The organism is Amycolatopsis sp. NPDC003861, from assembly GCF_053605405.1.
Genome location: NZ_JBSGJD010000092.1, coordinates 1 through 25,559, shown reverse-complemented (window position 1 = coordinate 25,559; position 25,559 = coordinate 1). Strand labels below are relative to the sequence as shown.

21 protein-coding genes are annotated in these 25,559 nt (G+C 71.9%); 14 read left to right on the top strand and 7 right to left on the bottom strand.

Features of this window, described 5'->3' with window-relative positions; all coding sequences use genetic code 11:
- The first annotated feature begins 22 nt into the window (after positions 1–22).
- On the top strand, positions 23–181 hold the full coding sequence (locus ACWEVN_RS23000; RefSeq protein WP_452052618.1) for a hypothetical protein: 159 nt from the start codon (positions 23–25) through the stop codon (positions 179–181).
- Here ACWEVN_RS23000 and ACWEVN_RS22995 read toward each other — a convergent pair.
- Positions 136–3,531: a TM0106 family RecB-like putative nuclease gene (locus tag ACWEVN_RS22995; protein WP_452052617.1), complete on the bottom strand. Its 3,396-nt coding sequence runs from the start codon at positions 3,529–3,531 to the stop codon at positions 136–138. The genes ACWEVN_RS23000 and ACWEVN_RS22995 overlap by 46 nt on opposite strands.
- Before the next feature lie 164 nt (positions 3,532–3,695).
- Here ACWEVN_RS22995 and ACWEVN_RS22990 point away from each other — a divergent pair, with 164 nt between their 5' ends.
- From ACWEVN_RS22990 to ACWEVN_RS22960, 7 genes are all read left to right on the top strand, one after another.
- On the top strand, positions 3,696–6,284 hold the full coding sequence (locus ACWEVN_RS22990) for an alpha-glucuronidase family glycosyl hydrolase (protein ID WP_452052616.1): 2,589 nt from the start codon (positions 3,696–3,698) through the stop codon (positions 6,282–6,284).
- 85 nt (positions 6,285–6,369) lie between these two features.
- On the top strand, positions 6,370–7,311 hold the full coding sequence (locus ACWEVN_RS22985; RefSeq protein ID WP_449683604.1) for an acyl-ACP desaturase: 942 nt from the start codon (positions 6,370–6,372) through the stop codon (positions 7,309–7,311).
- A gap of 26 nt (positions 7,312–7,337) precedes the next feature.
- Positions 7,338–8,102, top strand: a complete 765-nt coding sequence (locus ACWEVN_RS22980) for an IclR family transcriptional regulator (protein ID WP_452052615.1) — start codon at positions 7,338–7,340, stop codon at positions 8,100–8,102.
- A 69-nt stretch (positions 8,103–8,171) separates the two neighbouring features.
- Positions 8,172–9,203: a Rieske 2Fe-2S domain-containing protein gene (locus ACWEVN_RS22975; RefSeq protein ID WP_452052614.1), complete on the top strand. Its 1,032-nt coding sequence runs from the start codon at positions 8,172–8,174 to the stop codon at positions 9,201–9,203.
- Positions 9,200–9,361, top strand: coding sequence for a hypothetical protein (locus tag ACWEVN_RS22970; protein WP_310969942.1), 162 nt, complete (start codon positions 9,200–9,202; stop codon positions 9,359–9,361). Before ACWEVN_RS22975 ends, ACWEVN_RS22970 begins: the two co-directional genes overlap by 4 nt.
- Complete coding sequence (locus tag ACWEVN_RS22965; RefSeq protein WP_452052613.1) at positions 9,358–10,266, top strand: PDR/VanB family oxidoreductase; 909 nt, start codon at positions 9,358–9,360, stop codon at positions 10,264–10,266. Before ACWEVN_RS22970 ends, ACWEVN_RS22965 begins: the two co-directional genes overlap by 4 nt.
- Positions 10,267–10,317: 51 nt before the next feature.
- On the top strand, positions 10,318–11,772 hold the full coding sequence (locus ACWEVN_RS22960) for a phospholipase D-like domain-containing protein (RefSeq protein ID WP_452052612.1): 1,455 nt from the start codon (positions 10,318–10,320) through the stop codon (positions 11,770–11,772).
- A 13-nt stretch (positions 11,773–11,785) separates the two neighbouring features.
- Here the strand turns inward: ACWEVN_RS22960 and ACWEVN_RS22955 are convergent, their stop codons facing one another.
- The 4 genes from ACWEVN_RS22955 to ACWEVN_RS22940 all read right to left on the bottom strand — a co-directional run bounded on the left by ACWEVN_RS22955 (position 11,786) and on the right by ACWEVN_RS22940 (position 16,336).
- Positions 11,786–13,360, bottom strand: a complete 1,575-nt coding sequence (locus tag ACWEVN_RS22955; RefSeq protein WP_452052611.1) for a succinic semialdehyde dehydrogenase — start codon at positions 13,358–13,360, stop codon at positions 11,786–11,788.
- Positions 13,357–14,985: a GMC family oxidoreductase gene (locus tag ACWEVN_RS22950; protein ID WP_452052610.1), complete on the bottom strand. Its 1,629-nt coding sequence runs from the start codon at positions 14,983–14,985 to the stop codon at positions 13,357–13,359. Before ACWEVN_RS22950 ends, ACWEVN_RS22955 begins: the two co-directional genes overlap by 4 nt.
- A 98-nt stretch (positions 14,986–15,083) precedes the next feature.
- Entirely contained in the window at positions 15,084–15,542 is a 459-nt protein-coding gene (locus tag ACWEVN_RS22945; protein ID WP_452052609.1) for a dihydrofolate reductase, read from the bottom strand.
- Positions 15,539–16,336 carry a thymidylate synthase gene (locus ACWEVN_RS22940; protein ID WP_452052608.1) on the bottom strand — a complete coding sequence of 266 codons (798 nt, stop codon included), beginning with the start codon at positions 16,334–16,336 and terminating at the stop codon, positions 15,539–15,541. The genes ACWEVN_RS22945 and ACWEVN_RS22940 overlap by 4 nt, the downstream gene beginning before the upstream one ends.
- Before the next feature lie 108 nt (positions 16,337–16,444).
- Between ACWEVN_RS22940 and ACWEVN_RS22935 the strand changes: the two genes are divergently transcribed.
- The 3 genes from ACWEVN_RS22935 to ACWEVN_RS22925 all read left to right on the top strand — a co-directional run bounded on the left by ACWEVN_RS22935 (position 16,445) and on the right by ACWEVN_RS22925 (position 20,078).
- A complete protein-coding gene (locus ACWEVN_RS22935) occupies positions 16,445–16,897 on the top strand; it encodes a Fur family transcriptional regulator (protein ID WP_310969934.1) in 453 nt (150 codons plus the stop codon).
- Positions 16,894–19,167 carry a catalase/peroxidase HPI gene (gene katG, locus ACWEVN_RS22930; RefSeq protein ID WP_449683616.1) on the top strand — a complete coding sequence of 758 codons (2,274 nt, stop codon included), beginning with the start codon at positions 16,894–16,896 and terminating at the stop codon, positions 19,165–19,167. Before ACWEVN_RS22935 ends, katG begins: the two co-directional genes overlap by 4 nt.
- A gap of 143 nt (positions 19,168–19,310) precedes the next feature.
- Positions 19,311–20,078: a polysaccharide lyase family 7 protein gene (locus ACWEVN_RS22925; protein WP_449683617.1), complete on the top strand. Its 768-nt coding sequence runs from the start codon at positions 19,311–19,313 to the stop codon at positions 20,076–20,078.
- 36 nt (positions 20,079–20,114) lie between these two features.
- On the opposite strand, the gene ACWEVN_RS22920 is transcribed toward ACWEVN_RS22925, so the two are convergent.
- Positions 20,115–21,137 carry an LLM class flavin-dependent oxidoreductase gene (locus ACWEVN_RS22920; RefSeq protein ID WP_449683618.1) on the bottom strand — a complete coding sequence of 341 codons (1,023 nt, stop codon included), beginning with the start codon at positions 21,135–21,137 and terminating at the stop codon, positions 20,115–20,117.
- Between the two features lie 126 nt (positions 21,138–21,263).
- Between ACWEVN_RS22920 and ACWEVN_RS22915 the strand changes: the two genes are divergently transcribed.
- Both ACWEVN_RS22915 and ACWEVN_RS22910 read left to right on the top strand, forming a co-directional pair.
- Positions 21,264–21,773 (top strand): hypothetical protein, encoded by a 510-nt coding sequence (locus ACWEVN_RS22915; RefSeq protein ID WP_449683619.1) that lies wholly within the window; start codon positions 21,264–21,266, stop codon positions 21,771–21,773.
- Between the two features lie 148 nt (positions 21,774–21,921).
- Entirely contained in the window at positions 21,922–23,586 is a 1,665-nt protein-coding gene (locus ACWEVN_RS22910; RefSeq protein WP_452052624.1) for an alpha/beta fold hydrolase, read from the top strand.
- Here ACWEVN_RS22910 and ACWEVN_RS22905 read toward each other — a convergent pair.
- Positions 23,570–25,240, bottom strand: a complete 1,671-nt coding sequence (locus tag ACWEVN_RS22905; RefSeq protein WP_452052607.1) for a DUF6461 domain-containing protein — start codon at positions 25,238–25,240, stop codon at positions 23,570–23,572. The two genes, ACWEVN_RS22910 and ACWEVN_RS22905, sit on opposite strands and share 17 nt — an antisense overlap.
- Positions 25,241–25,346: 106 nt before the next feature.
- On the opposite strand from ACWEVN_RS22905, the gene ACWEVN_RS22900 reads away from it, so the two are divergent.
- The coding region (locus ACWEVN_RS22900) for a hypothetical protein (RefSeq protein ID WP_452052606.1) at positions 25,347–25,559 on the top strand (213 nt) is incomplete at its 3' end.

Here is a 25,559-nt window from a genome sequence, read left to right as displayed (position 1 = left end):
GCAACCCGGGTAACCGCCGGCCATGACCGAATCCGAGAACCGCCCCCTGACCCCCGACGTGCCGGCCCCGCCCGGCACTCCCGAACTGGACCTCGACGTCGAAATCCCCGAAGCCGACCGGAAGCAGCCCGGCTCTCAGGACGTCGACGAGGACGCCGGCGAGGTCGAACCGCCCAGCTGACCCGCCGGCCAGGGCCGTGCCGCGGTCATCAGGCCGATCATGCCCGCGACCAGGCGCATCTGGTCCACCGTCCGGATGTCGGCCTCCACGAGCCGCGGCGAACACACCAGGACCGCCAGCGCCTGGGCCCGGGACAACGCCACGTTCAGCCGGTTCCGCGACAGCAGGAAGTCCAGCCCGCGCGGCAGGTCGACCGCCGACGACGACGTCATCGTCGCGATCACCACCGGGGCCTCCTGGCCCTGGAACCGGTCCACCGTGCCCACCCGGACCCCGGGGAACCCGGCGTCCTCCAGCGCCCGGCTCACCGTGCGCGCCTGCAGGTTGTAGGGCGCGACGACCAGGATGTCGTGGTCGCCCAGCGGCCGCGCCGGGCCGTGGTCGGTCCACATGCGACCGTGCACTTCGGACACCAGCCGGACGACTTCGGCGGCTTCCTCCACCGAACGGGTCGTGTTGCCGAGGTGGTCCACTTCGCTCAGGTACAGCCCGGCGGCGACGCCGTCCAGGGCGCGGTCCGCGGCCGACGGGTGGGCGTGCAGCCGCCCGGCGTAGGACAGGTTCGACACCGGTTCGCACACGGCCGGGTGCATGCGGCGGGTCTCGTCGAGGAAGTACCCCAGCGCCGCCGGCATGATGTCGGCCTCGCCGATCAGGTGGCCCAGCGCGGAGGCTTCGGCGCCCGCCGGGTGCGTGCCCTGCACCACCTGGGGCAGCTGCTGCGGGTCGCCCAGCAGCAGGACGTTGCGGGCGCACATCGACACCGCGAGCGCATCGGCCAGGGCGAACTGGCCGGCCTCGTCGATGATCAGCAGGTCGAAGGGTTCTTCGCGGACCGCCGCGTTGGCGAACGTCCATGCCGTGCCGCCGACCAGGTGCCCGGTGTCGTGCTCCTCGCGCCACTTCACCAGCGCGGGGTTGCTCTTCGGCTGGTCCCAGGGCGCGGCGGGGTCCGGCGTCTTCTTCGCGCGCTTGGCGCACGGCAGCTCCGGCGCGCTCTTCTTGGCCGCGCTCAGCACGTTTTCCACGGCCTTGTGGCTGGTCGAGGTGACCGCGACCGTCCGCCCGGCCCGCACCAGCCGGGCGATCAGCCGACCGGCGAGATAGGTCTTACCGGCCCCTGGCGGCCCCTGGACGGCCAGCGCCGACCCGTCGAGCGCGTCGACCGCCTCGATCACCGTGGCCACCAGGTCCTCGCCCGGCGACGGCAGCGCCGCCCCGCCCCGCAGCCGCGGCGGGGTCCGCCGGAGCAGGTCGACGCCGGGGTGCCGCGGCAGTTCCGGGAGCGTGTCGACGACCAGGCGCGCGAGGTCGGCAACGGCCTCGTCCTTGGGTGAGGGCCGCACCGGGCTGCCCGGCAGCACCGCGCTCGGCCGGTCGTTCGTGGTCGCGTCCGGCGGGCAGCTCTCCTCCAGGGTGAGCTCCACGGCCGACGCGGCGACGACCTTGGCGTCACGGGCGGTGTCGCCGTAGCGCAGCCGCACGTCGTCGCCGGGCGCGAACGGGTGCGGCCGGTCCGGGTCGCAGGCCAGCTGCAACGTCCGCTTCGCGGTGCGCGCCCGCCCGGCCGGGGGCACCCACTCCCCCGCCTCCAGCGCGACCGGCACCGCGCAGGCGGTGTCCACCTCGAGGTCGCCGAGCGGGGCGGCGAGCTGGCGGAAGTACTCCCACCAGGCCGGGTTCGTCTCGCGGCGGTGGTAGCCGACCGACGCCGCCAGCAGCGCGCGGGCCCGCTCGTCGGCGGTGAAGCGGGCCGGGTCGTCCGGCAGCCCGTCGAGCAACGGGTCGACCAGCGCAGCCAGCTGCGCGGCCCGTTCGGCCCGCCGCTCGGCGGCGACGTCCTCCTCGGCCGCCCGCAGCAGCGCGTCTTCGGCGGATTCCTCCGCCGGCTCCGGGACGTCGATGCCCGCGTCGGCGCGGACGCGGTGCAGGAACTCGAACAGCCGCTGCGCGGAAACGCAGTCGTCCTCGGTGTTCTCGCCGATGCGGCGCAGGACCTCGTCGGAGCGTTCCGGCTCGCCGGACTGCGCGAGCGCCAGGTACTCCTCGTACGCCTCGACGTCGGACACGGCGGTCTTCGCGCGGGCGCCGGGCTGGTAGAGCGGCTCGAGGTGGCGGATCGAGTACGACCGCTGCGACACGCGCAGCGCCTTGCGCACGACCGCGTGCAGGTCCACGACCGCGCCGCTGCGCAGCAGGTGGTCGACGGTTTCCTCGCGGGTGCCGTGCACCGCCGCGAGCCGCTTGATCGCGGTGACCTCGTACGGCGCGTAGTGGTAGACGTGCGAGCCCGGGTGCTCGGCGACGCGCGCGGCGGCGAAGTCGACGAACTCCTCGAACGCCCGCCGCTCCTGGGCACGGCTGTGCGCCCAGAACGGCGTGAACTGCCGGTCGCCGAAAGCGCCGAAGAGGTATTCCAGCCCTTCGCCGGCGAGGGCGTGCGGGTCGCCGGCCAGGTCGACGAAGACGTCGCCCGGCGCCGCGGCGGGCAGGGCGGCCAGCTCTTCGGGGTCGACGATCTCGTAGGCGACCTCGCCGGTGGTGTCCTGCCGGACCTGCAGCGCGGCCTGGGCGCGCAGGGTCGCGAACGCCGTCGCGGACAGGTCCCGCGGCCGGTCGTCCGGGCCGGCGGCGGCGAGCGCGTCGATCGAGCCGAGCCCGGCGGCGACCAGCTTGCGGCGCTGGTCGCCGCGCATCCCGGCGACCAGCGAAAGGTCCCGGTCGGCTTCCCGCGCGGACGTGCAGTGCTGGGCGAACCCGCACCCGGCGCAGGCCGGGCGTTCGTCGGCCCACAGCGGCACCGGCAGCCGCGGCGGCCGGCCCGCCAGCCGGGTCCGCAGCCGGTCGACCAGGGGCCGGAAGTCCTCGACGCGCAGGGTCCGGGTGCCGCCGCCGGTCAGCCGCAGGTGCAGGTGCGGCCCGGCCGGCCAGCCGGCGCGGCGCAGCGCGTCGGCGCACGCCGTCAGCCGGACGACCGCGGCGGGTGTCGCCTGCCGGACCGGCTGCGCGTCGTGGACTTCGTAGCGGCCGTCGCCGTCGCGGACCAGGAAGTCGGCCTGCGCCGAGAATGCGCCGTCGGCGAAGACGGCCCGGTGGATCACCGGGACCCCGGACCGCAGCGCCTCCTCCGTCGCCTTCGCGGCGAGCGCGGTGTCCTGGACGTCGATCTCGGCGACCTCGTGTCCGGCGGCGCGGAACGCGGCGAGCATCGCCGGGGCGTGCCCGCGGCGCGGATCCGGTTCGGCGGGCGCGGGCCGCGGCGCGCCCGGCAGGCCCGCGGCCAGCGCCTGGACGAGGATGCTGCGGTGCTCGCAGTCGAGCAGGTCGGCGAGATCGGCTGGGGTGGGCATCGCCGCGAAGTCTGACACGGCCGGTCGGCCGGGCCGGAGCACGGCCTGCCGACACGCCGAAACTTTCGGAAAATCCAGCTATATCGCCAATTCTTGACACCGCGGACCACGCCCGCAATAGTGCGAGAAGCGAACTAAATACTCGTGAACACGATGGGGGCACGGTGTCTTCCAGCGACGAGAACGAGCAGAGCCGGTTGCGCCGGCGTTCCTTCCTGATCGGCAGCGGCGCTGCCGTGGCCACCTCGATGTTCGGTGCCGGTCCGGCGCAAGCGAGTCCGCAGGGCACCTTCCCGGGCGATTACGACGGCTCGGACCTGTGGCTGCGCTACGAGCCGGTCGCCGACCCCGGCCTCCTCGCCCGGTACCGGGCCACCCTCGGCGCGATCGTCGTCGAGAACGCCGACCGGACGCCGGTCCACCGCCACACGGCGAACCTGAGCATGGCCCCCGGCTCCACCGAGCACCTGGTGCGGAGCACCCTGGCCGCGGCGCGGGACGAACTCGTCCGAGGCCTCGGCGGGCTGCTGGGGCGGCCCGTGCCGGTGCGGGACGGGTTCCCCGACCGCGCGGTGCTCGTCGGCACCCCGGACAGCTCGCCGTGGGTGCGCCGGCTCGTGCCCGCCCGCGACCTGGCGAGGCTCGGCGACGACGGCTACCTCATCCGCTCGCTGTCCCGGGGCGCGCACCGGTCGATCGTCATCGCCGGCAACACCGATCTCGCCGCGCTGTACGGGACTTTCGCCTTCGTCCGGCGTCTCCAGGCGCAGCAGTCCGTCACCGGCCTGGACGTCTCGTCGGTGCCCCGGATCAACCACCGGTACCTGAACCACTGGGAGACCGAGCGCCTCTACGCCGGCAACAACCCGGCGGGCACCGGTGGGCTGAACGGCGAGAACGGGGCGATGTTCGACTTCACCGCCACCGGCGCGTCGGCCGCGCTGAACCTGCCGGTGGTCCTCGACCGGTACCTGGTGGCCGCGCGGGCGATGGCGTCCCTCGGCATCAACGGCATCACGATCAACAACGTCAACGCCAACAGCTTCTACCTCACCCCGGCCGCCATCGAGCAGGAAGCGGCCCTGGCGGACGCGCTGCGCCCGTACGGCATCCGGCTGGCCGTGTCCATCAACTACGCGGCACCGACGGACGCCCGGTTCGCGCCCGACACCCTCACCCGCGAAGAACTCGATCCCTACAGCGCGAAGTTCCGGGACTGGTGGACCCGCCGGGCCCGGCAGCTGCAGGCGGCCATCCCCGACTTCATGGGGTTCACCGTCAAGGCGAACTCCGAAGGCCAGCCGGGTCCCCAGGACCTGGGCTACGACCACGGGGACGGCGCCAACGGGATGGCGGCGGCGGTGGCGCCGCTCGGGATGCGGATCTTCTGGCGGACGTTCGTCTACAACGCCGACGTCGACGCCGACCGGCTGAAGCGCGCCTACCTGGAGTTCGGCCCCATCGACGAGGAGCCCCAGCCCGACGGGACGACCGGCCGGTTCGCCGAGAACGTGTTCCTGCAGACCAAGAACGGCCCGCTCGACTACCAGGCCCGGGAGCCGGCGAACCCGCTCTTCGGCCGGATGGAACACACCAACCAGGCCATCGAACTGCAGATCACCCAGGAGTACACCGGGCAGAACACGATGCTGTGCTACCTCGGCCCGCTGTGGGAAGAGGTGCTGAAGTCCGACACCTACGCCACCGGGGCGGACGGCCGGCTGCTGGCCCGGCGGCTGGTCGGCCACGTCGTGGACGGCACCGCCCAGGGGCACCCGGACAGCGCGATCGTCGGCGTCGCCAACTTCGGCAACGCCGACAACCTGACCGGGCACCACTTCGCGCAGGCGAACCTGTACGCCTTCGGCCGCCTGGCCTGGGACTGGACCCTCGACGCCCGCGGCATCGCCGAAGACTGGGTCCGGCTGACCTGGGGCAACCGCGACTTCGTCGTCCGGACCATCGTGACGATGATGATGGGCTCGAGGGAGGCGCTGGTGAGCTACCAGACCCCGCTCGGCGTCGCGCACCAGTTCCGGTCCAGCGACCACTACGGCCCCAACCCCGCCGAGCGCCTGGCGCGGGACGACTGGAGCCCGGTGTACTACAACAAGGCCGACCACGCCGGGCTCGGCTACGACCGCTCCCCCACCGGCAGCGGCTTCACCGCGCAGTACTTCCCGGTGCTCGCGGCGCGGTACGGCGACATCGACACCGTCCCCGAGAACCTGCTGATGTGGTTCCACCACGTGCCGTGGGACCGGAAGCTGCGCAGCGGCCGTCTCTTCTGGGACGAGCTGGTGTACCGCTACCAGACCGGCGTCCACTACGTGTCGTGGCTGCGCCACGCGTGGGACGCGCTCGAACGGCACGTCGACGCCCGGCGCTTCGCCGAGGTGAAGGCCAAGCTCGCCGCGCACGAAGCCGACGCGGGCAGCTGGCGCGACACGTGCGTGCGCTACTGGCAGGAGTTCAACGGCCTGGCCATCCCCACGGACGGGCCGCTCGCGATCGAGATCGTCGTCGGCGGGCGGACGATCGGCGGGTTCGACGCCGGCGCGCCGTCCTGCCACGTGGCTGTCCCGGCGGGGACGTCACCGAGGATCACGAAGGTCGTGGCGGGTGATCCGGCGGCGCGGTGCGAAGTGCTGTCCCAAGCTCGCAGTGTCCCCGGCGAGGCTGTGGTGCGGGTCACTTCGACGACCTTCTTCGGGCCGATCCTCAAGGACTACGTCTTCGCGTTCACGCACTGACGGGAACCTCCGGGCGGCTGCGTCCGTTGTCGTTTCCTACGGCACCGTAGGTTACGGTCGCGTAGGTACGGAAGGACGTTGCCCCATGCCGGTCCCCGAAACCACCCGCCTGCTGCACGAACTGGAAGGCACGGTCGAAGAGAACCTCAACCGGCACCTCGCCGCCGCCCAGGAGTGGATGCCGCACGAGTACGTCCCCTGGAGCCAGGGGCGCGACTTCGCCGACCTCGGCGGGGAGGCCTGGGACCCGGAGCAGTCCCGGATGAGCCCGATCGCGCGGACGGCCCTCGAGGTCAACCTGCTCACCGAGGACAACCTCCCCAGCTACCACCGCGAGATCGAGCGCGCGTTCGGCCGCGACGGCGCCTGGGGCACCTGGGTGCACCGGTGGACGGCCGAGGAGGGCCGGCACGGCATCTGCATCCGCGACTACCTGCTGGTCACCCGCGCCGTCGACCCGGTCGAGCTGGAGCGCCTGCGGATGGAGACCATGCAGGCGGGCTACGACACCGACGACAAGCCACTGCTCAACGTCTGCGCGTACGTCTCGTTCCAGGAGCTCGCGACCCGGCTCTCGCACCGCAACACCGGCCGCTACACCCAGGACCCCCTAGCGGAAAAGCTGCTGTCCCGGGTGTCCACGGACGAGAACCTCCACATGGTCTTCTACCGCAACCTCGTCAAGGCGGCGCTGGAGATCTCGCCGGACGCCATGGTGCGCGCGATCACCGACGAGGTGGTGAACTTCGCGATGCCGGGCGCGGTGATCCCGAGCTTCCAGCGCAAGGCCGCGCTGATGGCCAAGGCGGGCATCTACGACCTGCGCATCCACCACGACGACGTCGTCCAGCCGCTGCTGCGGTACTGGAAGGTCTTCGACCTGACCGGCCTCGGCGCGGTCGGCGAGGCCGCCCGTGAGGAGCTGGCGACGTTCCTCAAGGGGCTCGACACGCAGGCGTCCCGCTTCGAGGAGCGCCGGGACGCCGCGGCGGCGCGCCGGGCCGCGCGGGGCATAGTGGACGTCTGAGCCCCGCGTATCCGCCGGAGGTCGCCGTGCCGCACCGAGGTCGCGTTCCCGGCGCCACCGGGCCGGTGCTCGGCCGCGCGCTGCGGGTCCTGGAGGCGTTCTCCCCGGACCGGCCGGCCCTGCGGCTGAGCGAGGTCGCCCGCCGGGCCGGGCTGCCGGCCGCGACGGCGCACCGGGTGCTGCGCGAGTTCTGCGAGTGGGGCGCGCTGGAGCGCGACGAGGCCGGCGTCTACCGGGTCGGGCTGCGGTTGTGGGAACTGGGCTCGCTCGCGCCGCGCGGGCTGGGCCTGCGGGAACTCGCCCTGCCGTTCCTGGAGGACCTCTCGCAGATCACGCGCGAGAACGTCCAGCTCGCGGTCCGCGAAGGCGCCGAAGTGGTGTACATCGAGCGGATCGCGGGCTCCGGGGCGGTGCCGGTGCTGACCCGCGTCGGCGGCCGGTTCGCCCTGACCGCGACGGGCGTCGGGCTGGTCCTGCTCGCCCACGCGCCGGCCGCCGTGCAGGAGGAGGTGCTGGGCAGCCCGATCGAGCGGTACACGAGCGAGACCGTGACCGACCCGGACCGCCTCCGGCACATGCTGGCCGACGTCCGGACGCACGGGTTCTCGATCAGCGAGCGCCAGGTGACGCTGGACGCGCTCTCGGTCGGCGCGCCGATCCACGACGCGCGGGGGCAGGTGGTCGCGGCGGTGTCGCTCGTGGTCCGGTACGGGAGCGTGGCGCCGCACGCCCTCGCTCCCCTGGTGATGACCAGCGCCCGCGCGATTTCCCGGGCGCTTTCCATCTTATGAAATCGCCCTTCGTGGCAGCCGGGTCGCTCCTCCACGCTGTGACCCGGCCCACCACGAAAGGACGACCTGATGAGCGCCATCCCCCGCGACCAGTGGTACGTCGCCGCCTACGGCTCCGAGATCGGCGCCGAGCTGTTCAGCCGCACCGTCTGCGGTGAGCCGATCCTGTTCTGGCGGACCCGCGACGGGAACGTCACCGCGATGGCCGACCGGTGCGTGCACCGGCGGTTCCCGTTGTCGCAGGCGCCGTCCCGGCTGGTCGACGACCAGGTCGTCTGCGGCTACCACGGTTTCACCTACGGCGCCGACGGCAAGTGCGTGGCCGTCCCCGGGCAGACCCGGGTGCCGCGGACCGCGCGGCTGACGCACTACCCGTTGGTGGAGCAAGATTCCTTCGTCTGGGTGTTCATCGGTGACCCGGCGAAGGCGGACGCGTCGGCGATCCCGCGGGCGCCCTGGCTCGACTCGCCGGACTACACCACCGTCCGCGGGATGGAACCGTTGCGGGCGCGGTATTCGCTGCTGGTGGACAACCTGCTCGACCTGTCCCACGAGACCTACCTGCACGGCGGCTACATCGGCACCCCGGAGGTGGCCGAAACGCCGATCACCACCGAGGTCGACGAGGAAGGCGGGATCGTCTACGTCTCGCGGCACATGGCCGACGCGGCGTGCCCGCCCTTCTACGCCAAGTCGACCGGCCTCGACGGCCGCATCACGCGCTGGCAGGACATCGAGTACACGCCGCCGTGCCTGTACAAGCTGCACAGCCGCATCGCGCCGGTCGGGTCCGTGCCCAACCCGGACGGCACCGACCCGGACGCCTTCCACGTCGAGGTCGTCTACGCCATCACGCCCGAAACTGAGCACTCGACGCACGACTTCTGGGCCGTGGCGCGGGATTTCGCGCTCGACGACGAAGGTGTTTCGGCGTTCCTCGCGGAGAACAACCGCACCGTGGTGCTGCAGGACGTCGAAGCCCTCGACGTGCTCGAACGAGTGATCGCCACCGAGCCCGACGGTTACCAAGAGTTGTCGATCAACATCGACACCGGCGGCCTCGCGGCTCGCCGCATGCTGCAACGGATGGTCACGTCGTGAACCGGCCGATGCTGGCCGGCGACCGCGTCTACCGGATCCACTGGGTGCTCGGCACCGACCGGCTGCGCGCGGTCTGCCACTGCGGCGCCGAGCGCGAGTTCGAAGACCCCGTGCAGCTGTGGGACTGGCTGCTCGCCCACCCCGAAGGACACTCATGACGCTCGAACTGGTGGTGGACCGCAAGGACGACGTCGCCGACGGCGTGGTCGCCCTCACCCTCCGTTTTCCCGGCGGGGAGCCGCTGCCGCTCTGGGAGCCGGGAGCCCACATCGACCTGGTACTGCCGGGCTTCGTGCGGCAGTACTCGCTGTGCGGCAGCCCGGCGGACAGGTCGGCGTACGTCGTGGCGGTGCTGCGCGAGCCGGACGGCCGCGGCGGCTCGGCGTACGTGCACGACAAGCTGTCCACCGGCGACCGGGTTTCGGTTTCCGGCCCCCGCAACCACTTCGCCTTGGTGGAGGCCGCGCGGTACCTGTTCATCGCGGGCGGCATCGGCATCACCCCGATCCTGCCGATGCTGGACCGCGCGGGCGATGACTGGCACCTGGTCTACGGCGGCCGGACGCTGTCCTCGATGGCCTTCACGACCGAGCTGGCCGCCCACGGCGACCGGGTGTCGTTCCGCCCCCAGGACGAACACGGCCTCCTGGACCTGCCCTCCCTGCTCACCGACGTCCGACCGGGCACGGCGGTGTACTGCTGCGGCCCGGAGCCCCTGCTGGCGGCGGTGGAGGCCCTGAAGCCGGCCGACCTGCACGTCGAGCGCTTCACCGCGAGTTCGGACCTCGGTGAGCGGACGGCGTTCGAGGTCGAGCTGGCGAGCTCGGGCCGGGTGCTGCCGGTGCCGGCGGACCGGTCGATCCTCGAGGTCGTGGAGGAGGCGGGGGTCATGGTGCTGTCGTCGTGCCGGGAGGGAACGTGCGGAACCTGCGAAACGGGCGTGCTGGGCGGCGAGCCGGACCACCGCGACTCGGTGCTGACGGCGGACGAGCGCCTGGAGAACGAGGTGATGATGCTCTGCGTGTCGCGGGCGTGTTCACCGCGCCTGGTGCTCGACCTCTGACGCAGCGTCACTGCACGGCGAGCCGGGCCAATCTGTAGTGACATAGGACGGGTGAGAACTTTTCACTCTTTCGTGGACAAGGTGGACGAGCGGCTCGGCGACGGGCTCGAGAGCGTCCTGTGCGCCCACCACCGGCGGCGCCTGCGAGGGCTCGGCTGGGGCGACGTGCTCGCGGGCGGCTCGGACGACCCGCTCGGCGGCCGGGCCCCGGTGCGCGACGGCAACCGCGTCGAGGTGCTCATCGACGGGGAAGAATCGCTGCCCGCCGTCGCCGAGGCCATCCGGAGCGCGAAATCGCACGTGCACCTCGCCAATTGGCACGCCAGCGCCGACTTCCGGCTGACGCGGGAGCCCGGCTCGCCCACCCTGCGGGAACTGCTCGCCGAGGCCGCCGGGCGGGGTGTCCGGGTTCGCGTCCTGCTCTGGGCCGGGCCGCCCTTTCCCGCCTTCCAGCCGTCGCGGAAGCTGGCTCGCTCCGAACAGCGGAAGTTCACCGAGGGCACCGACGTCCGCTGTGTCCTCGACGCCCGCGAGCGGACCCTGCACTGCCACCACGAGAAGCTGGTGATCGTCGACGACGTCGTCGCCTTCGTCGGCGGGGTCGACCTCACCGCGCTGGAAGGCGATCGGCACGACAGCCCGGACCACCCGCCGCGGCCGATCGGGTGGCACGACCTGATGGCGCGGCTCGACGGCCCGGTGGTCGCCGACGTCGCCGAGCACTTCCGGCGGCGATGGGTCGAGGTCGCCGGCGAGGACCTGCCGGCGCCCGCGGTGCCGGGGCCGGCGGGCGGCAGCCGCGTCCAGCTGCTGCGGACCGTCCCGAACGACACCTACGACTTCCTGCCGAAGGGCGAGTTCACCGTCCTCGACGGCTACCTGCGCGCGCTGCGGTCGGCGCACCGGCTCGTCTACCTGGAGAACCAGTTCCTGTGGTCGCCGGAGATCACCGAGGTGCTGCTCGACAAGCTTCGCCACCCGCCGCACGAAGACTTCCGGGTGGTCCTACTGCTGCCGCGTAAGCCGAGCAACGGCTCGGACACCACCCGCGGCCAGCTGGGCCGGCTGCTCGACGCCGACGACGGCCACCGCCGCCTGCTCGCCACGACCATCAGCGCCCACGACGGCGACGAGTCGGCGCCGGTGTACGTCCACGCCAAGCTCGGCATCGTGGACGACTCGTGGCTGACGGTCGGGTCCGCCAACCTCAACGAGCACTCGCTGTTCAACGACACCGAGGTCAACATCGCCACCGACGACCCCGAGGTGGTCCGCACGACGAGGTTGCGGCTGTGGGCCGAACACCTCGGGCGGCCGGTCTCGGAGCTCGAAGGGAGAAATCCCGCGGACGTCGTCGACAACCTCTGGCGGCCGCTGGCCGAGGAGCAGGCCGAGCGGGAACGCCGCGGCGAGCGCCGGACCCACCGGCTCGTCCTGCTGCCCGGCGCCTCGCGCCGCGCCGCCCGGCTGCAGGGACCGTTGCGAGGACTGCTGGTCGACGGCTGATCGGCCTCGAGCGCTACCTGATCCGCAGTTTCCGCATCAGCTTCAGGCCGGAAAGCATGCTCTCGACGTACTTTTCGTACCCCTGCCCCGGCCGGGGCCCCATGACCTGCTTCTTCAGCACGGCCAGGTTCTGCACGTCCGTGTACTTCAGCAGCCCCTGGTCCCCGTGGCGGGCCCCGACGCCGGAGTTCTTCACCCCGCCGGACGGCGTCCCCTTGGCCGCGTAAGCCGTCGCGAGGACGTCGTTCACGTTCACGTTGCCGGACTCGATCCGGGCCGCCACCGCGCGTGCCGCCGCGACGTCGGTGCTCCACACGGACGCGTTCAGCCCGTAGTCCGTGTCGTTGGCCAGCGCCACCGCTTCGTCGACCGTGCGGTACTTGTGCAGCGCCACCACCGGGCCGAACGTCTCCGTGACGCCGCAGACCATGTCCGGGGTGACGCCCTCGAGGATCGTCGGCTCGAAGAAGGCGGGGCCGAGGTCGGGGCGCGGCTTGCCGCCGCACAGCACGGTGGCGCCCTTGGCGACCGCATCGTCCACATGGGACTTGACGCGGCGCATGTGGTCGGGCGAGACCAGCGAGCCCATGTCCGGGCCGAAGTCGTAGGCCGCGCGGACGTCGAGGGCCGAGGCCGCCGCGACGAACGCCGTCTTGAACTCGTCGTAGCGGGACTCCGGCAGGTAGATCCGCTCGATGTGCATGCAGATCTGGCCAGTGTTGCCGAACGCGCCGAAGATCGCGCCCTGCACGGCTTCGGCGATGTCGGCGTCCGGGAGGACGAGCATCGGGTTCTTGCCGCCGAGCTCCAGGCAGCAGCCGATCAGGTTGCGGCCCGCCCGTTCGCCGATCACCCGGCCGGTGGCCGTCGAACCGGTGAACATGACGTAGTCGGCGTGGTCGATCAGCGTGGGGCCGACGTCCGGTCCCTCGCCGCAGACCACCTGGAACAGCCCTTCCGGCAGGCCCGCTTCCTCCAGCAGCCGGACGCCGTAGAGCGGCGAAAGCGCCGTCTTGTTGTCCGGTTTCAACACGACCGCGTTGCCCGCCATCAGCGCCGGCACGGCGTCGGAAACGCCGGTGGCGAACGGGAAGTTCCACGGCGCGATGATGCCGACGACCCCCTTGGGCAGCCGGACTTCGGTCGACGTCGTCAGCAGCGGCACCGGCCCGCCGCGCTTGGTCGGCGCCAGCAGCCGGGCCGCCCGCTTCAGGTAGTGGCTCATCACCATCGGCGGGTCGCAGGTCTCCTCGATCGCCATCCGCCGGTTCTTGCCGCTCTCGACCTGGATCAGGTCGGCGACGGTTCGCGCCCGCTCGACGAACAGCGCGTGCGCCCGCCGGAACACCGCCAGCCGGTCCTTGACCGGTGTGGCCGCCCACTTCCGCTGGGCCTCGCGCGCGACGGCGAACGCCCGCTCGATGTCTTCCGGCGTCGACTGCGGCAGCTCGACGAGCACGTCGCCGGTGTAAACCTCGGTGAGCTTCCAGGTCGCGCCGGCCGAGCCGGGCACCCGGGCCACGAGCTGGGCCAGGAACGCGTCGGTGATCGAAGCGGGACGGGTGAGTCCGAGCGGCGTAAGCGTCATGACCGGCTCCCGAGCACGAGCTGGGCGCCCATTTCCCCGATCATGATGCAGGGCGCGTTGGTGTTGCCGCCGGTGATCGACGGCATGATCGAGGCGTCGCAGACCCGCAGGCCCTCGACGCCGCGCACGCGCAAGTCGGGACCGACGACGGCGAGCTCGTCGACGCCCATCCGGCAGGTGCCGACGCCGTGGTAGACCGACGTGGCGCGGTTGAGGATCGCGTCGCGCAGTTCCTGGCCCTTGAGGTTCTTGCCGGGGTGGATCTCCTCCTTGACCGCGCCCTTGAACGCCTTGGACGCGAAGATCTCGCGCACCATTTCCGAGCCCTCGCCGAGCAGTTCGAGGTCGGCCGGGTCGGACAGGTACTGGAAGTCGATGAGCGGCGCCGCGGCGGGGTCGGCCGAGGCGAGCCGCAGCGTGCCGCGGCTCTTCGGGTAGATGAGCGTGGTCAGCACGGTGAGCGCGGGGCGCTTGTCGACGTCGTGCCGGATCGGCGCGTCCTGGTTGGGCGACACGTACGCCCACGGCAGCAGGTGCAGCTGCAGGTCCGGGACGGCGCCGGCCTGCGAGGTGCGGAGGAAGGCGACCGCCTCGAAGACCGAGTTCGCCAGGAACGTCGTGCCGGGGCGGAGCAGCTCCCGGGCCAGCCCGCGGGCGAAGTACGGTGCCGTGCCCTTGTTCTTGCTGGTCGAGACGTGGAACGTCAGGGCGTGGAACATGTGGTCGTGCATGTTGTCGCCGACGGGCAGGTCGGCGACGACGTCGATGCCCTGTTCCCGGAGGTGTTCGGCGTGGCCGATGCCGGACAGCATGAGCAGCTGCGCGGACCCGATGACGCCGGCGGAGAGGATGACCTCTTGGCCGGCCCGGATGGTGCGCCGGCGGCCGCGGTCGAGGACCTCGACGCCGACGGCGCGGCCGTTCTCGATCAGCACCTTCTCGACCAGCACCCGGTCCTGCAGTTGCAGCGTCGGGGGCGCGAGGTGGTGGAGGTAGCCGCGCGAGGCGCTGTAGCGCAGGCCGTCGGCGGCGTTCTGCTGCATCCGGCTGACGCCCTCTTGGGACTCGGCGTTGTAGTCGTCGAGGATCTTGCAGCCGAGCGCGTCGGCGGTGGCGTCGACGAACTGCAGCGAGCCTTCTTGGGGGTTCTTCGCGCGGGTGACCCGGATCGGGCCGCCGGCGCCGCGGAAGGCGTTCTCGCCGTCTTCGAAGTCCTCCATGCGCTTGTAGGCGGCGTTGACGCTGTCGGCGTCCCAGCCCTCGTTGCCCTCGGCGGCCCAGGAGTCGAAGTTGGCGCGGTTGCCGCGGACGTAGACCATGCCGTTGATGGAGCTGGAGCCGCCGACGACCCGCCCGCGCGGCACCGGCATCCGCCGATCGAGAACGTGTTTCTGCGGGACCCCGTAGAAGCCCCAGTCGAGCGGTTTCTTGAGCTGCGGCACGGCGTGCATCGGCCCGACGAGCCCGGGTTTCTTGACGAGCAGCTGCTCGTCGCTCTTCCCGGCTTCGAGGACGATCACGCTGGCCCCGGCCTGCGCCAGCCGCCCCGCGATCGCCGCGCCCGAGCTCCCCGACCCGACGACGACGTAGTCGGCCTCGTCGCCGCGCGCCGCCCTTTTCGCCATGTCCGCTCCTCGCTACGACCGGCCACTAGAACTGGAACGTGTTCTAGTTCAAGCCAACCGTATAGCGCCGACCCCGGGAAGCGCAACGGCCCGGACCGTCAGCCCCAGGTCAGGAAGCGGTAGTGCAGGCCCGTCGACGACTCCAGCCACTCCCCCACGGAGTCCGCCGGCCGCCCCACTTCAGGCGCGTACGTGTCCCCTTCGAACGACTCGCGGATCTCGGTGACGACGATCCGGTCCGCAACCGGCAGCGCCGCCCGGTACACCGCCGCGCCGCCGATCACCCACACGTCGCCGGGTACGGCCGCAAAAGCGGCGGCCGGGTCCGCGAACGTCTCGGCCCCCTCCTGCGGGGTCGCCGACAGGACCAGGTTCCGCCGGCCCGGCAGCGGCCGGAACCGCGGCGGCAGCGACTCCCACGTGCGGCGCCCCATGAGCACCGCCGCGCCCGCGGTCACCGTGCGGAAGTGCTTGAGGTCCTCCGGGAGGTGCCACGGCAGCTCGCCGTCGCGCCCGATGACGCCGTTCGCGGACTGAGCCCAGATCAGCCCGATCACACCGCCACCGGCGCCTTGATGCCCGGGTGCGGGTCGTAACCCTCGACCGAGAAGTGCTCGTACGTGTAGTCGAACAGGCTTTCCGCCGGCTTCAGGCTCAGCGCCGGGAACGGCCGCGCGTCCCGGGCGAGCTGCGTGCGGACCTGGTCGACGTGGTTGTCGTAGATGTGGCAGTCCCCGCCCGTCCAGATGAAGTCGCCGACACCGAGGCCGACCTGCTCGGCGATCATGTGCGTCAGCAGCGCGTAGCTGGCGATGTTGAACGGCACGCCGAGGAACAGGTCCGCGCTGCGCTGGTAGAGCTGGCAGGACAGCTTGCCGTCGGCGACGTGGAACTGGAAGAACGCGTGGCACGGCGGCAGCGCCATCCGCGGGATGTCGGCGACGTTCCACGCGGAGACGATGATCCGCCGCGAGTCCGGGTTTTCACGCAGCGTGCGCAGCACCTCGGCGATCTGGTCGACGTGTCCGCCGTCCGGGGTGGGCCACGAGCGCCACTGGACGCCGTAGACCGGGCCCAGATCGCCGTCGGCCGCCGCCCATTCGTCCCAGATCGTCACGCCGTTCTCCTGCAGCCAGGAGACGTTCGCGTCGCCGCGCAGGAACCACAACAGCTCGTAGGCGATCGAGCGGAAGTGGACTTTCTTCGTGGTGATCAGGGGAAAACCCTCGGACAGGCGGTAGCGCAGCTGGTGCCCGAAGATCGACCTCGTGCCCGTGCCGGTACGGTCGCCCTTGCGGGTGCCCTTGTCGAGGACGTGGCGGAGGAGGTCTTCGTACTGCGTGTCCGGCATGCCCGGGAGCCTAACCCGTCTCGCTGACTCAGCGTGAACCCCGGTTGCGCCACACGGATGGGGATGAAAACTTGACCCATTCCAGAAAAGGCCCTAGGGTCGGCGGCGATGTCGGACTTCGAAGCACAGCTGCGGGCGGTCTCGCTGCGGGTCACGCGACCCCGGCTGGCCGTGCTGGCCGCACTGCGCGAGCATCCCCACGTCGACACCGAAACGGTGATCGAACTGGTGCGCGCCGAGCAACCGACGGTCTCGCACCAGACGATCTACGACGTGCTGCGGGCGCTCACCGACACCGGGCTGATCCGGCGCATCCAGCCGGCCGGTGCGAACGCCCGCTACGAGGCCCGGGTGGGTGACAACCACCACCACGTCGTGTGCCGTTCGTGCGGGGCGATAGCCGACGTCGACTGCGCCGTCGGCCACACCCCCTGTCTCACCGCCTCGGACGACCACGGTTTCGTGATCGACCAGGCGGAGGTCGTCTACTGGGGCACCTGCCCCGACTGCGCGGCCGAACGTCCCCGAAATGATTCGCCGCTCCCGGAAGGAAGTAAATGAGCTCCACCCAGGACAACCCGTCCTCCGCGCAGGGCGTGGACAAGAAGGCGGCGGCCGGTTGCCCGGTCGCGCACGACTCGGTGACTTCGCAGGGCAGCGAGAGCGAGAACCCGGCGATCGACTCGCCGACCCCCAAGACGGGCGGCCGGCCGCGCACCCTCCAGGACTGGTGGCCCAACCAGCTCGACCTCACCCCGCTGCACGCGCACTCGTCGAAGAGCAACCCGCTCGGCGAGAAGTTCGCGTACGCCAAGGAGTTCGCGAAGCTCGACGTCGAGGCCCTCAAGCGCGACATCACCGACGTCCTCACCACCTCGCAGGACTGGTGGCCGGCGGACTTCGGCCACTACGGCGGCCTGATGATCCGGATGAGCTGGCACGCGGCGGGCACCTACCGCATCCACGACGGCCGGGGCGGCGCCGGTGACGGCGGGCAGCGCTTCGCCCCGCTGAACAGCTGGCCGGACAACGCCAACCTGGACAAGGCCCGCCGCCTGCTGTGGCCGGTCAAGCAGAAGTACGGCCAGAAGATCTCGTGGGCCGACCTGCTCGTCCTGGCCGGCAACGTGGCCCTGGAGTCGATGGGCTTCAAGACCTTCGGCTTCGGCTTCGGCCGCGTGGACACCTGGGAGCCGGAAGAGATCTTCTGGGGCCCGGAGGACGACTGGCTGGGCGACGAGCGCTACGCCAGCGACACCGAGATGGTGCCGGAGCTCGGCGCGACCGAGATGGGCCTCATCTACGTCAACCCCGAGGGTCCCCGCGGCAGCGCGGACTTCGAGGCCGCGGCCCACTTCATCCGCGAGACCTTCGCCCGGATGGCGATGAACGACGAGGAGACCGTCGCCCTCATCGCCGGCGGCCACACCTTCGGCAAGACCCACGGCGCCGGCGTGGCCGACGACCACGTGGGCCCGGAGCCGGAGGGCGCCCCGCTGGAGGCCCAGGGCCTCGGCTGGCTGAACACGCTCGGCAGCGGCAAGGGCCCGGACCAGATCACCAGTGGTCTCGAGGTGACCTGGACCGACAAGCCGACCGAGTGGAGCAACCGCTTCTTCGAGATCCTCTTCGGCTACGAGTGGGAGCTCACCACCAGCCCCGGTGGCGGCAAGCAGTACGTCGCCAAGGACGCGCCGGAGATCATCCCGGACCCGTTCGACCCGAACAAGAAGCACAAGCCGACCATGCTCACGACGGACCTATCGCTGCGCTTCGACCCGGTCTACGGCCCGATCTCGCAGCGGTTCAAGGACAACCCGGACGAGTTCGCGCTGGCCTTCGCCAAGGCCTGGTACAAGCTGCTGCACCGCGACATGGGCCCGGTCAGCCGCTTCCTCGGCCCGTGGGTCGCCGAGCCGCAGCTGTGGCAGGACCCGGTGCCCGCCGTCGAGGGCGACCTCGTGAGCGACGCCGACATCACCGCCCTCAAGGCGAAGGTCCTCGACTCGGGGCTCTCCGTCTCGGAGCTGGTTTCGACCGCGTGGGCGTCGGCCGCAAGCTTCCGCTCCACCGACAAGCGCGGTGGCGCGAACGGCGCCCGGATCCGCCTGGAGCCGCAGCGCAACTGGGAGGTCAACCAGCCCGAGCAGCTCGGCAAGGTCCTCGAAGTCCTCGAGGGCGTCCAGCGCGAGTTCAACGAGGCGGGCGGCGCGCAGATCTCGCTGGCCGACCTCATCGTGCTGGCCGGCTCGGCGGCCGTCGAGAAGGCGGCGCGCGACGCCGGCGTCGAGACGACCGTGCCGTTCCACCCGGGCCGCACCGACGCCACGGCCGAGCAGACCGACGTCGACTCGTTCAAGGTCCTCGAGCCGCGCGCCGACGGCTTCCGCAACTACCTGCGGGCCGGCGAGAAGCGCCAGCCCGAGGTGCTGCTGGTCGACCGCGCGTACATGCTCGACCTGACCGCGCCGGAGATGACGGTCCTGGTCGGTGGCCTCCGCGCCCTCGGCACGAACCACGGCGGTGCCGCGCACGGTGTCCTCACCGACCAGCCGGGCGTGCTGACCAACGACTTCTTCGCCAACCTGCTCGCGCCGGGCACCAGGTGGAAGGCGTCGGAGTCGGCGGAGAACGTCTACGAGATCCGCGACGTGACGACCGACGAGGTCAAGTGGACCGCCACCGCGGTCGACCTGGTCTTCGGTTCGAACTCGCAGCTGCGGGCGCTGGCCGAGGTCTACGCCAGCGACGACGCCCGCGAGAAGTTCGTGGCCGACTTCGTGGCCGCGTGGACGAAGGTCATGGAGCTGGACCGCTTCGACCTCGCCTGATCCACCACCGCAGCGGGCCCGGCCGGTTTCCGGCCGGGCCCGTTTCGTGTGGGCGGCGATCTTGACATCGGGTGAGCGCCGACCTACCGTGAGTCCCACGCCGCCGGGTTGTCCAGACCATTTACCGTCTGAAAGGACACCCGATGACGCGTGTTCGTGCTTTGCTCGTACTCCTGGCGGTCCCGGCCCTGGCCGCGGCGACCGCGTTCCCCGCTCTGGCGGCCGATCCGTCCGTGGCCCCGGGCGGCAACTTCGACCTCTCGATCTGGCAGCTGCAGGAGCCGGTCGGCTCCCCCGGCAAGCCGACGACCATCTCGTCGTCGCGGCTCCAGGGGCCGAACGGCTTCCAGGACAGCTACTTCTACACCGACACCCGCGACGGCGCGATGACCTTCTGGGCTCCGGAAAAGGGCGTCACCACGCCGAACTCGAACTACGCGCGCTCGGAGCTGCGCGAGATGAACCGGGACGGCTCCGCGGCGAACTGGTCGCTGAGCGGGTCGCACAAGCTGAGCGCGACCCTGCGCGTGGTCTCGGTGACGTCGAACGTGTGCGTCGGCCAGGTGCACCTCGGCACCGGCGGCTCGTCGACGAAACCGCTGCTGGAGCTGTACTACCGGGCCAGCGGGGACATCGTGCTCGGCACCGAGAACTCCCCCGACGGCGGGCAGACGCCGCACACCGTCGGCCACGTCTCCCTCGGCAAGACGTGGACCTACACGATCGGCATCTCCGGCGGCAACACCATCGACCTCACGGTCAACGGGAGCACGACGCACTACGCCATCCCGTCGTCGTTCAAGCCGTACAAGCAGTACTTCAAGGCGGGCTCGTACAACCAGTCCTCTTCGGACAGCACGACGAAGGGTGCCCGGGTCGCGTTCTACGGCCTGAAGGTCACCCACGGCTGACGAAGAGCGGCCCGGCCGCCACCGGGCCGCCTCCCCTCAGCGCCAGCCCAGCTCCGGGGCCACGTGCTTCAGGATGTTCTCCAGCACGTGCGCGTTGTAGTCCACCCCGAGCTGGTTGGGAATGGTGAGCAGCAGGGTGTCCGCGGCCTGGACGGCCTCGTCCTCCTTGAGCTGCCGCACGAGCTCGTCGGGCTCGCCGGCGTAGGACCGGCCGAAGATCGCGCGGGTGTTCTCGTCGATCATGCCGACCTGGTCGCGCGAGTGGCGGTCGCGGCCGAAGTAGGCGCGGTCCTGGTCATTCGTCAGCGCGAAGATGCTGCGGCTGACCGAAACCCGCGGCTCCCGCTCGTGGCCGGCTTCGGTCCACGCCTCGCGGTAGGCCTCGATCTGCTTGCGCTGCTGGACGTGCAGCGGCTCGCCCGTCTCGTCGTCCTTGAGCGTCGAGCTCTGCAGGTTCATGCCCAGCTTCGCGGCCCACACGCTGGTCGCGTTCGAACCGGACCCCCACCAGATGCGCTCGCGCAGGCCCTCGGAGTGCGGCTCGAGCCGCAGCAACCCGGGCGGGTTGGCGAACATCGGCCGCGGGTTCGGCTGGGCGAAGCCTTCGCCGCCGAGGAGCTTGAGGAAGACCTCGGTGTGCTGGCGGGCCATGTCGGCGTCCGTCTCGCCCTCGCCGGGGGCGTACCCGAAGTACCGCCAGCCGTCGATCACCTGCTCGGGGGATCCCCGGCTGATGCCGAGCTGGAGCCGGCCGCCGGAGATGAGGTCGGCGGCGCCCGCGTCCTCGATCATGTAGAGCGGGTTCTCGTAGCGCATGTCGATCACGCCGGTGCCGATCTCGATCCTCGACGTCCGCGCGCCGATCGCCGCCAGCAGCGGGAACGGGCTGGCCGCCTGCCGCGCGAAGTGGTGCACGCGGAAGTAGGCGCCGTCGACGCCGAGCTCCTCGGCGGCCACCGCCAGGTCGATCGACTGGTGCAGGAAGTCGGCGGCCGACCGGGTCTCGGAGTGTGCGCTGTCCGACCAGTGGCCGAACGACAGGAAGCCAATTCTCTTCACGCCCCCTCAGACGTCCAGCGGCCGGAAATGATTCCCGGGTGTGATCGCCGTCGTTCGCTCGTTCCGGTGAACCGTCGTCCGGGCCCGGCCGGGCCGGGTACTCCGCCGGAAAGGAGGAGGAGACGCATGCCCGACAACGACCTCACCGGATTCCTGATCATCGGCCTGGTGTTCGTGGTGGCCGACGGCCAGGTGCTCTACCGCGGCGGCCGGCGCTACCTCAGCGGGCCGGACGGCGGTGAGGGGTCGGGCTCGCTGGCGTGGATGGTGGTGACCGTCTTCCACCTGGTCTCCTTCGGCGTACTCGCGCTGCTGTCGGTGGTCGGCCCGCAGTGGTCGGGGTCGACGGCCGCGCTGGTCGGGCGGCTCGGCGTCTTCCTGCTGCTGATGGCCGTGGCCCACGTGCTGACGCTGGCCGTGCTCGCCCGCCGCCGTCAGGACCGGATCGTCGAGGAGCACTTCCAGGAGCGGGAGGGCGGCACCGAAACCTACGCCCGGCCCGCCACCGAGGTGGTCGTCGAGCCGGTGGCGACGGACCCGGCATGGCGCGCCACCACCACCCCGGTGCCCGGCCAGGACGGCCCCCGCCCGCAGGTGGCTCCCGATCTCGGCAACCACGGCCCGTACCGCACCTGACCTGCACCGCGGCGTTCACCGGATCGATGGAATCCGCCCGGCGAGCCGCGGCTTGGCGCTGCCCGGCCTCCACCGGCCGTGATTGGATCTTCACGGCCGGTGCGTGAGGAAGGAAACTGCGGTGCGAACGTCCCGAGCAGGACTGGTGGTGGCGGTCTCGGTCCTGGTGGCGGCCACGGCGCCCGCCGCGGCCACCCCGGCCGACCCGCTCGCGCCCTACCGCGGGCAGGAGGTCTCCTGGGGCGCCTGCCCGTTCAAGCAGCGCACCAAGCCGCCCACGGCGGAGTGCGCGCGGATCACCGTCCCGCGGGACTGGGCGGCCCCCGCGGCCGGGATCGACCTGCAGGTGGCGATCAGCCGGGTCGCGGCCACCGGCGGCCGGCAGGGCGCGATCCTGGTGAACCCGGGCGGACCCGGCGGCCGGGGCACGTCGCTCGCGGGCGCGCTGGCCGGGCTGGAGCCGTCGCTGAACGAGCACTACGACATCGTCGGGATGGACCCTCGCGGCACCGGCCAGGAAGGCGGCCCCGACGACGGGTACGTCTGCCGGGTACCGCTGGGGCGCCTGCCCCAGGAGGACGACCTCGACGCCCGCGACCGCTCGGCGGCGAGCATCGCGCTGCACCAGCGGACGCCGCGCGTGCTGGCCGAGGCGTGCCAGAGCGACGCGGTCGCGCCGTTCATCACCACCTGGCAGACCGCGCACGACATGGACCTGATCCGCTCGCTGCTGGGCGACGAGAAGCTGAACTACCTCGGCTTCTCCTACGGCACCTGGCTCGGTGCGAAGTACGCGTCGCTGTTCCCGGAGCGGGCCGGGAAGCTGGTGCTCGACTCCAGCGTCAACTTCGAAGGCCGCCTCCAGGCCGCGTTCGAGGCGTTCCCGAAGATCGACCAGCGCCAGTTCGACCGCGTCTACGCGCCGTGGCTGGCCCGCCGGTTCCCGGAGCAGCTCGGCAAGACCGCCGGCGAGGTCCGGGCGACGTGGGAGAGGCTGCGGGCCTACTTCAAGACCCAGGGCGTGCCGCCCGACGTCTTCGACTCGGTCTTCGTCGGCAACGGCAGCAGCCGGCAGTGGATGACCGGGGCCCTGATCCTCACGAAGGGCGCGGCGGCGCTCGCCGGCAAGACCACCCCGCCGCCCGCGGCGTTGCGCAGCGACCTCGACCGGGCGTCGCGGGCGGTCTTCGGCCGTCCGGCGGACCGGCTGACCGCGGCCGACGTGGCGGCCGACCCGCCGGAGCCGGACTACGCCGACGTCCCGGGGACGCGGCTGGCCGTGGCGTGCGGCGACCAGCCGACGCGGACGGCGAGCTGGTACAAGCTGCTCAGCGACCTGCAGGGGCCGACCTACCCGCTGTTCGGCTGGGCCTACGGCCTCAGCGAGGCGTGCGGCTTCTGGTCCGACCCGCCCCGGCAGTCGCTGCCGAAGCTCTCGGCGGCCGCCGCGAAGAACATCCTCGTCGTCCAGGGCGAGTTCGACCCGCAGACCGGGTACGAGCAGGCGGAGGCGGCGGCGCGGGCGGCCGGGATCCCGATGATCTCGGTGGCGGATTCGCCGTTCCACGGCCAGTACGCGGTCAGCGGCAACTCCTGTGTGGACGATCTGGTGAACGGCTTCTACCTCGGCGGCGCGCGGCCGGCGGCCACCATCTGCCCGGGTGTTCCGCTGCCCGGGGAGAACAAGGTGTACCCGGTGCCGGGCCCGGCGGGCGAGCCGTCCCAGGCGTCGGCGCCGGTGCCCCGGGACGCCCGCTCGGACGTCCGGGACCGGCTTCAGGACGACATCAGCGCGGTCAACCGGGGTCGCTGATCCGGTAGGCCACGCCGAGGCGCTCGATGTCCTCCAGGTCCTCGGGGTACAAGCCCCGGCCGGTGAACCGCTCGACCGCGACCAGGCCCTTTTCGTTGCCGTCGCGGTAGTTCTCGAGGTCGAGACCGGCCAGCGCCGCGGTGACCTCCTCGTCCGCGGACGGCTCGTGCAAGCCGGGTTCGAACGACGAGAGGAGCGTGCCGGCCTTGGCGAAGGACAGGCGCGTCACCGCGTTGACGTTCCAGAACATGCTCGCCGCCCGGCCGGCCCGGGAGGCCGCGGTGAGCACGTCGGCGTGGGAGCCGGAGTAGCCGTTCTCCTCGATCGCCACCACGACGCCGTCGAGGTCCAGGACGGCCAGCCACGGGTCCGCGTACGCCTCGCGCAACTCGGGGAGGGGTTCGGGCCGGGCGGGGTCGGCGCCGAACGCGCGGATGACCTCCTCCGCCGGGAGGCCGGTGGCGACGGTGACCGTCGCCGCGACGGTCAGCCGGGACCGCCCGATCCAGCGGTAGCGCACCTCGGGCCGGTCTGCGGGCGGCGGCTCCGGCTCGCCGCGCAGGTGGTGGCCGAGGCGGTCGGCCCGGGCGTGCACGACCGGGGGCTCGGGCGGCGCGGCCCAGATCCAGAGGTCGTAGCTCTCGGCCTCGGGGTCGTCGCGGCCGTAGGCGTGCACGCGGACGCGGTAGTCACCGGGCCACGGCGGGGTCGTGACGGTCTTGACGTGGGGCCAGTGCGCCGTCGTCACGCCCCGGCCCACGCCGGCCGAGCCGTGCTCCGCGTGCCAGCTGAGGTCGACGACTTCTTCCCAGCCCAGGGTTTCCGCCGTGGCGGGCGGCTCGGCCAGCACCCGGATGCCGACGCTGACCGTGCCGTTCTCCGTGCCGGTGCGGACGGCCACGCCGCCGTCGATGACCTCGGCCAGGCCGTTGCCGGCGAAGTCGTGCGGCACGGCTGGGGTTTCGCTTTCGGCCAGGGCGAAGACGTGGTCGCGGACGGCCACGGACGTGCTGCCGGACTGCGGCAACCGATACTCGGCTCGTTCCTTGTCCCGCAACGCTTCCGCGTAACCATCGGGCATCGGCGTCCCGCGCAGCAGGCTCGCGGCCACTCCCAGCGCCGTCCCGACGATGGCGGCGACCTCCGGGCGGCCTGCTTCGCGGGCGACGATCGTCGCGGTCACCAGGGCGATCGCGAGGTGGTGGGCGCCGTGCGCGGCCGCGATGGCGGCTTCGTCGCCTTCGATCGTATGCGGGATTTCGGCTGCCACGCTGACGGTCAGCTCCGCGACCAGGTCCAGCAGACCGGGCCGGAGCTGGTGCAGCGACCGCGTCTCCCGCAGGGCGTCCGCTTCGCTGTCGGAGGTGAGGAAGCCGTAGGCGCCGTCCGGCGGCGGCTTCAGCGCGGCGGCGACCGAGGGTGCCGGGATCGCCAAGCTGGTCAGAGGCAGCTCGACCGCGCCGTGGACGCGTTCGACGAGCCACGACGGCAGGGTTCTGAGCGACTTCAGCACCTCGGGCTCGGGGATGTCCGGGAACCGGCGGCGTTCCGGTTCCAGCCGCAGCCGGCCCAGCGCCGCGGCGGGCGCGGGCGGGATCACGGCGCGGACGGTCGGCACGACGGCGGCCACAGCGGCGGCAAGGTCCTCCCCCATGCGCACCACTGTGCCAGAAACCGGGGCCGGAGCTGCGGATCTCCGGAAATTGTCGGACCCCTCCCGTAGCCTTCGGCCCAGCATCGACCGACTTTGGGGGGCAGCAATGACCGAGACCTTCGTCCCGGACCCGGCGTGGAGAAAGCACGTCCACGTCCGGCGCGGCGGCTGGTTCCCGCCGGACACCGAGCCGGCGGCGGACGCGGCCGGGTGGTGGCAGGCCGCAGTGGCCGGCGAAGACGTGGCGAGGGCGGCGCTGCGGAATCCGGCGAGCGATCCGGATCTCGTCCTCGCCGCCCGCGCGGGCGGCGCGGCGGGC

Excerpts from the sequence above, each read along its gene's own strand:
- ACWEVN_RS22935 (WP_310969934.1), top strand. The coding sequence starts at position 16,445 with ATGTCGGACTTCGAAGCACAGCTGCGGGCGGTCTCGCTGCGGGTCACG.
- ACWEVN_RS22985 (WP_449683604.1), top strand. The coding sequence starts at position 6,370 with ATGCCGGTCCCCGAAACCACCCGCCTGCTGCACGAACTGGAAGGCACG.
- ACWEVN_RS22940 (WP_452052608.1), bottom strand. The coding sequence starts at position 16,336 with ATGCCGGACACGCAGTACGAAGACCTCCTCCGCCACGTCCTCGACAAG.
- ACWEVN_RS22995 (WP_452052617.1), bottom strand. The coding sequence starts at position 3,531 with ATGCCCACCCCAGCCGATCTCGCCGACCTGCTCGACTGCGAGCACCGC.
- ACWEVN_RS22955 (WP_452052611.1), bottom strand. The coding sequence starts at position 13,360 with ATGACGCTTACGCCGCTCGGACTCACCCGTCCCGCTTCGATCACCGAC.
- ACWEVN_RS22965 (WP_452052613.1), top strand. The coding sequence starts at position 9,358 with ATGACGCTCGAACTGGTGGTGGACCGCAAGGACGACGTCGCCGACGGC.
- ACWEVN_RS22975 (WP_452052614.1), top strand. The coding sequence starts at position 8,172 with ATGAGCGCCATCCCCCGCGACCAGTGGTACGTCGCCGCCTACGGCTCC.
- ACWEVN_RS22915 (WP_449683619.1), top strand. The coding sequence starts at position 21,264 with ATGCCCGACAACGACCTCACCGGATTCCTGATCATCGGCCTGGTGTTC.
- ACWEVN_RS23000 (WP_452052618.1), top strand. The coding sequence starts at position 23 with ATGACCGAATCCGAGAACCGCCCCCTGACCCCCGACGTGCCGGCCCCG.
- ACWEVN_RS22950 (WP_452052610.1), bottom strand. The coding sequence starts at position 14,985 with ATGGCGAAAAGGGCGGCGCGCGGCGACGAGGCCGACTACGTCGTCGTC.
- ACWEVN_RS22905 (WP_452052607.1), bottom strand. The coding sequence starts at position 25,240 with ATGGGGGAGGACCTTGCCGCCGCTGTGGCCGCCGTCGTGCCGACCGTC.
- katG (WP_449683616.1), top strand. The coding sequence starts at position 16,894 with ATGAGCTCCACCCAGGACAACCCGTCCTCCGCGCAGGGCGTGGACAAG.
- ACWEVN_RS22925 (WP_449683617.1), top strand. The coding sequence starts at position 19,311 with ATGACGCGTGTTCGTGCTTTGCTCGTACTCCTGGCGGTCCCGGCCCTG.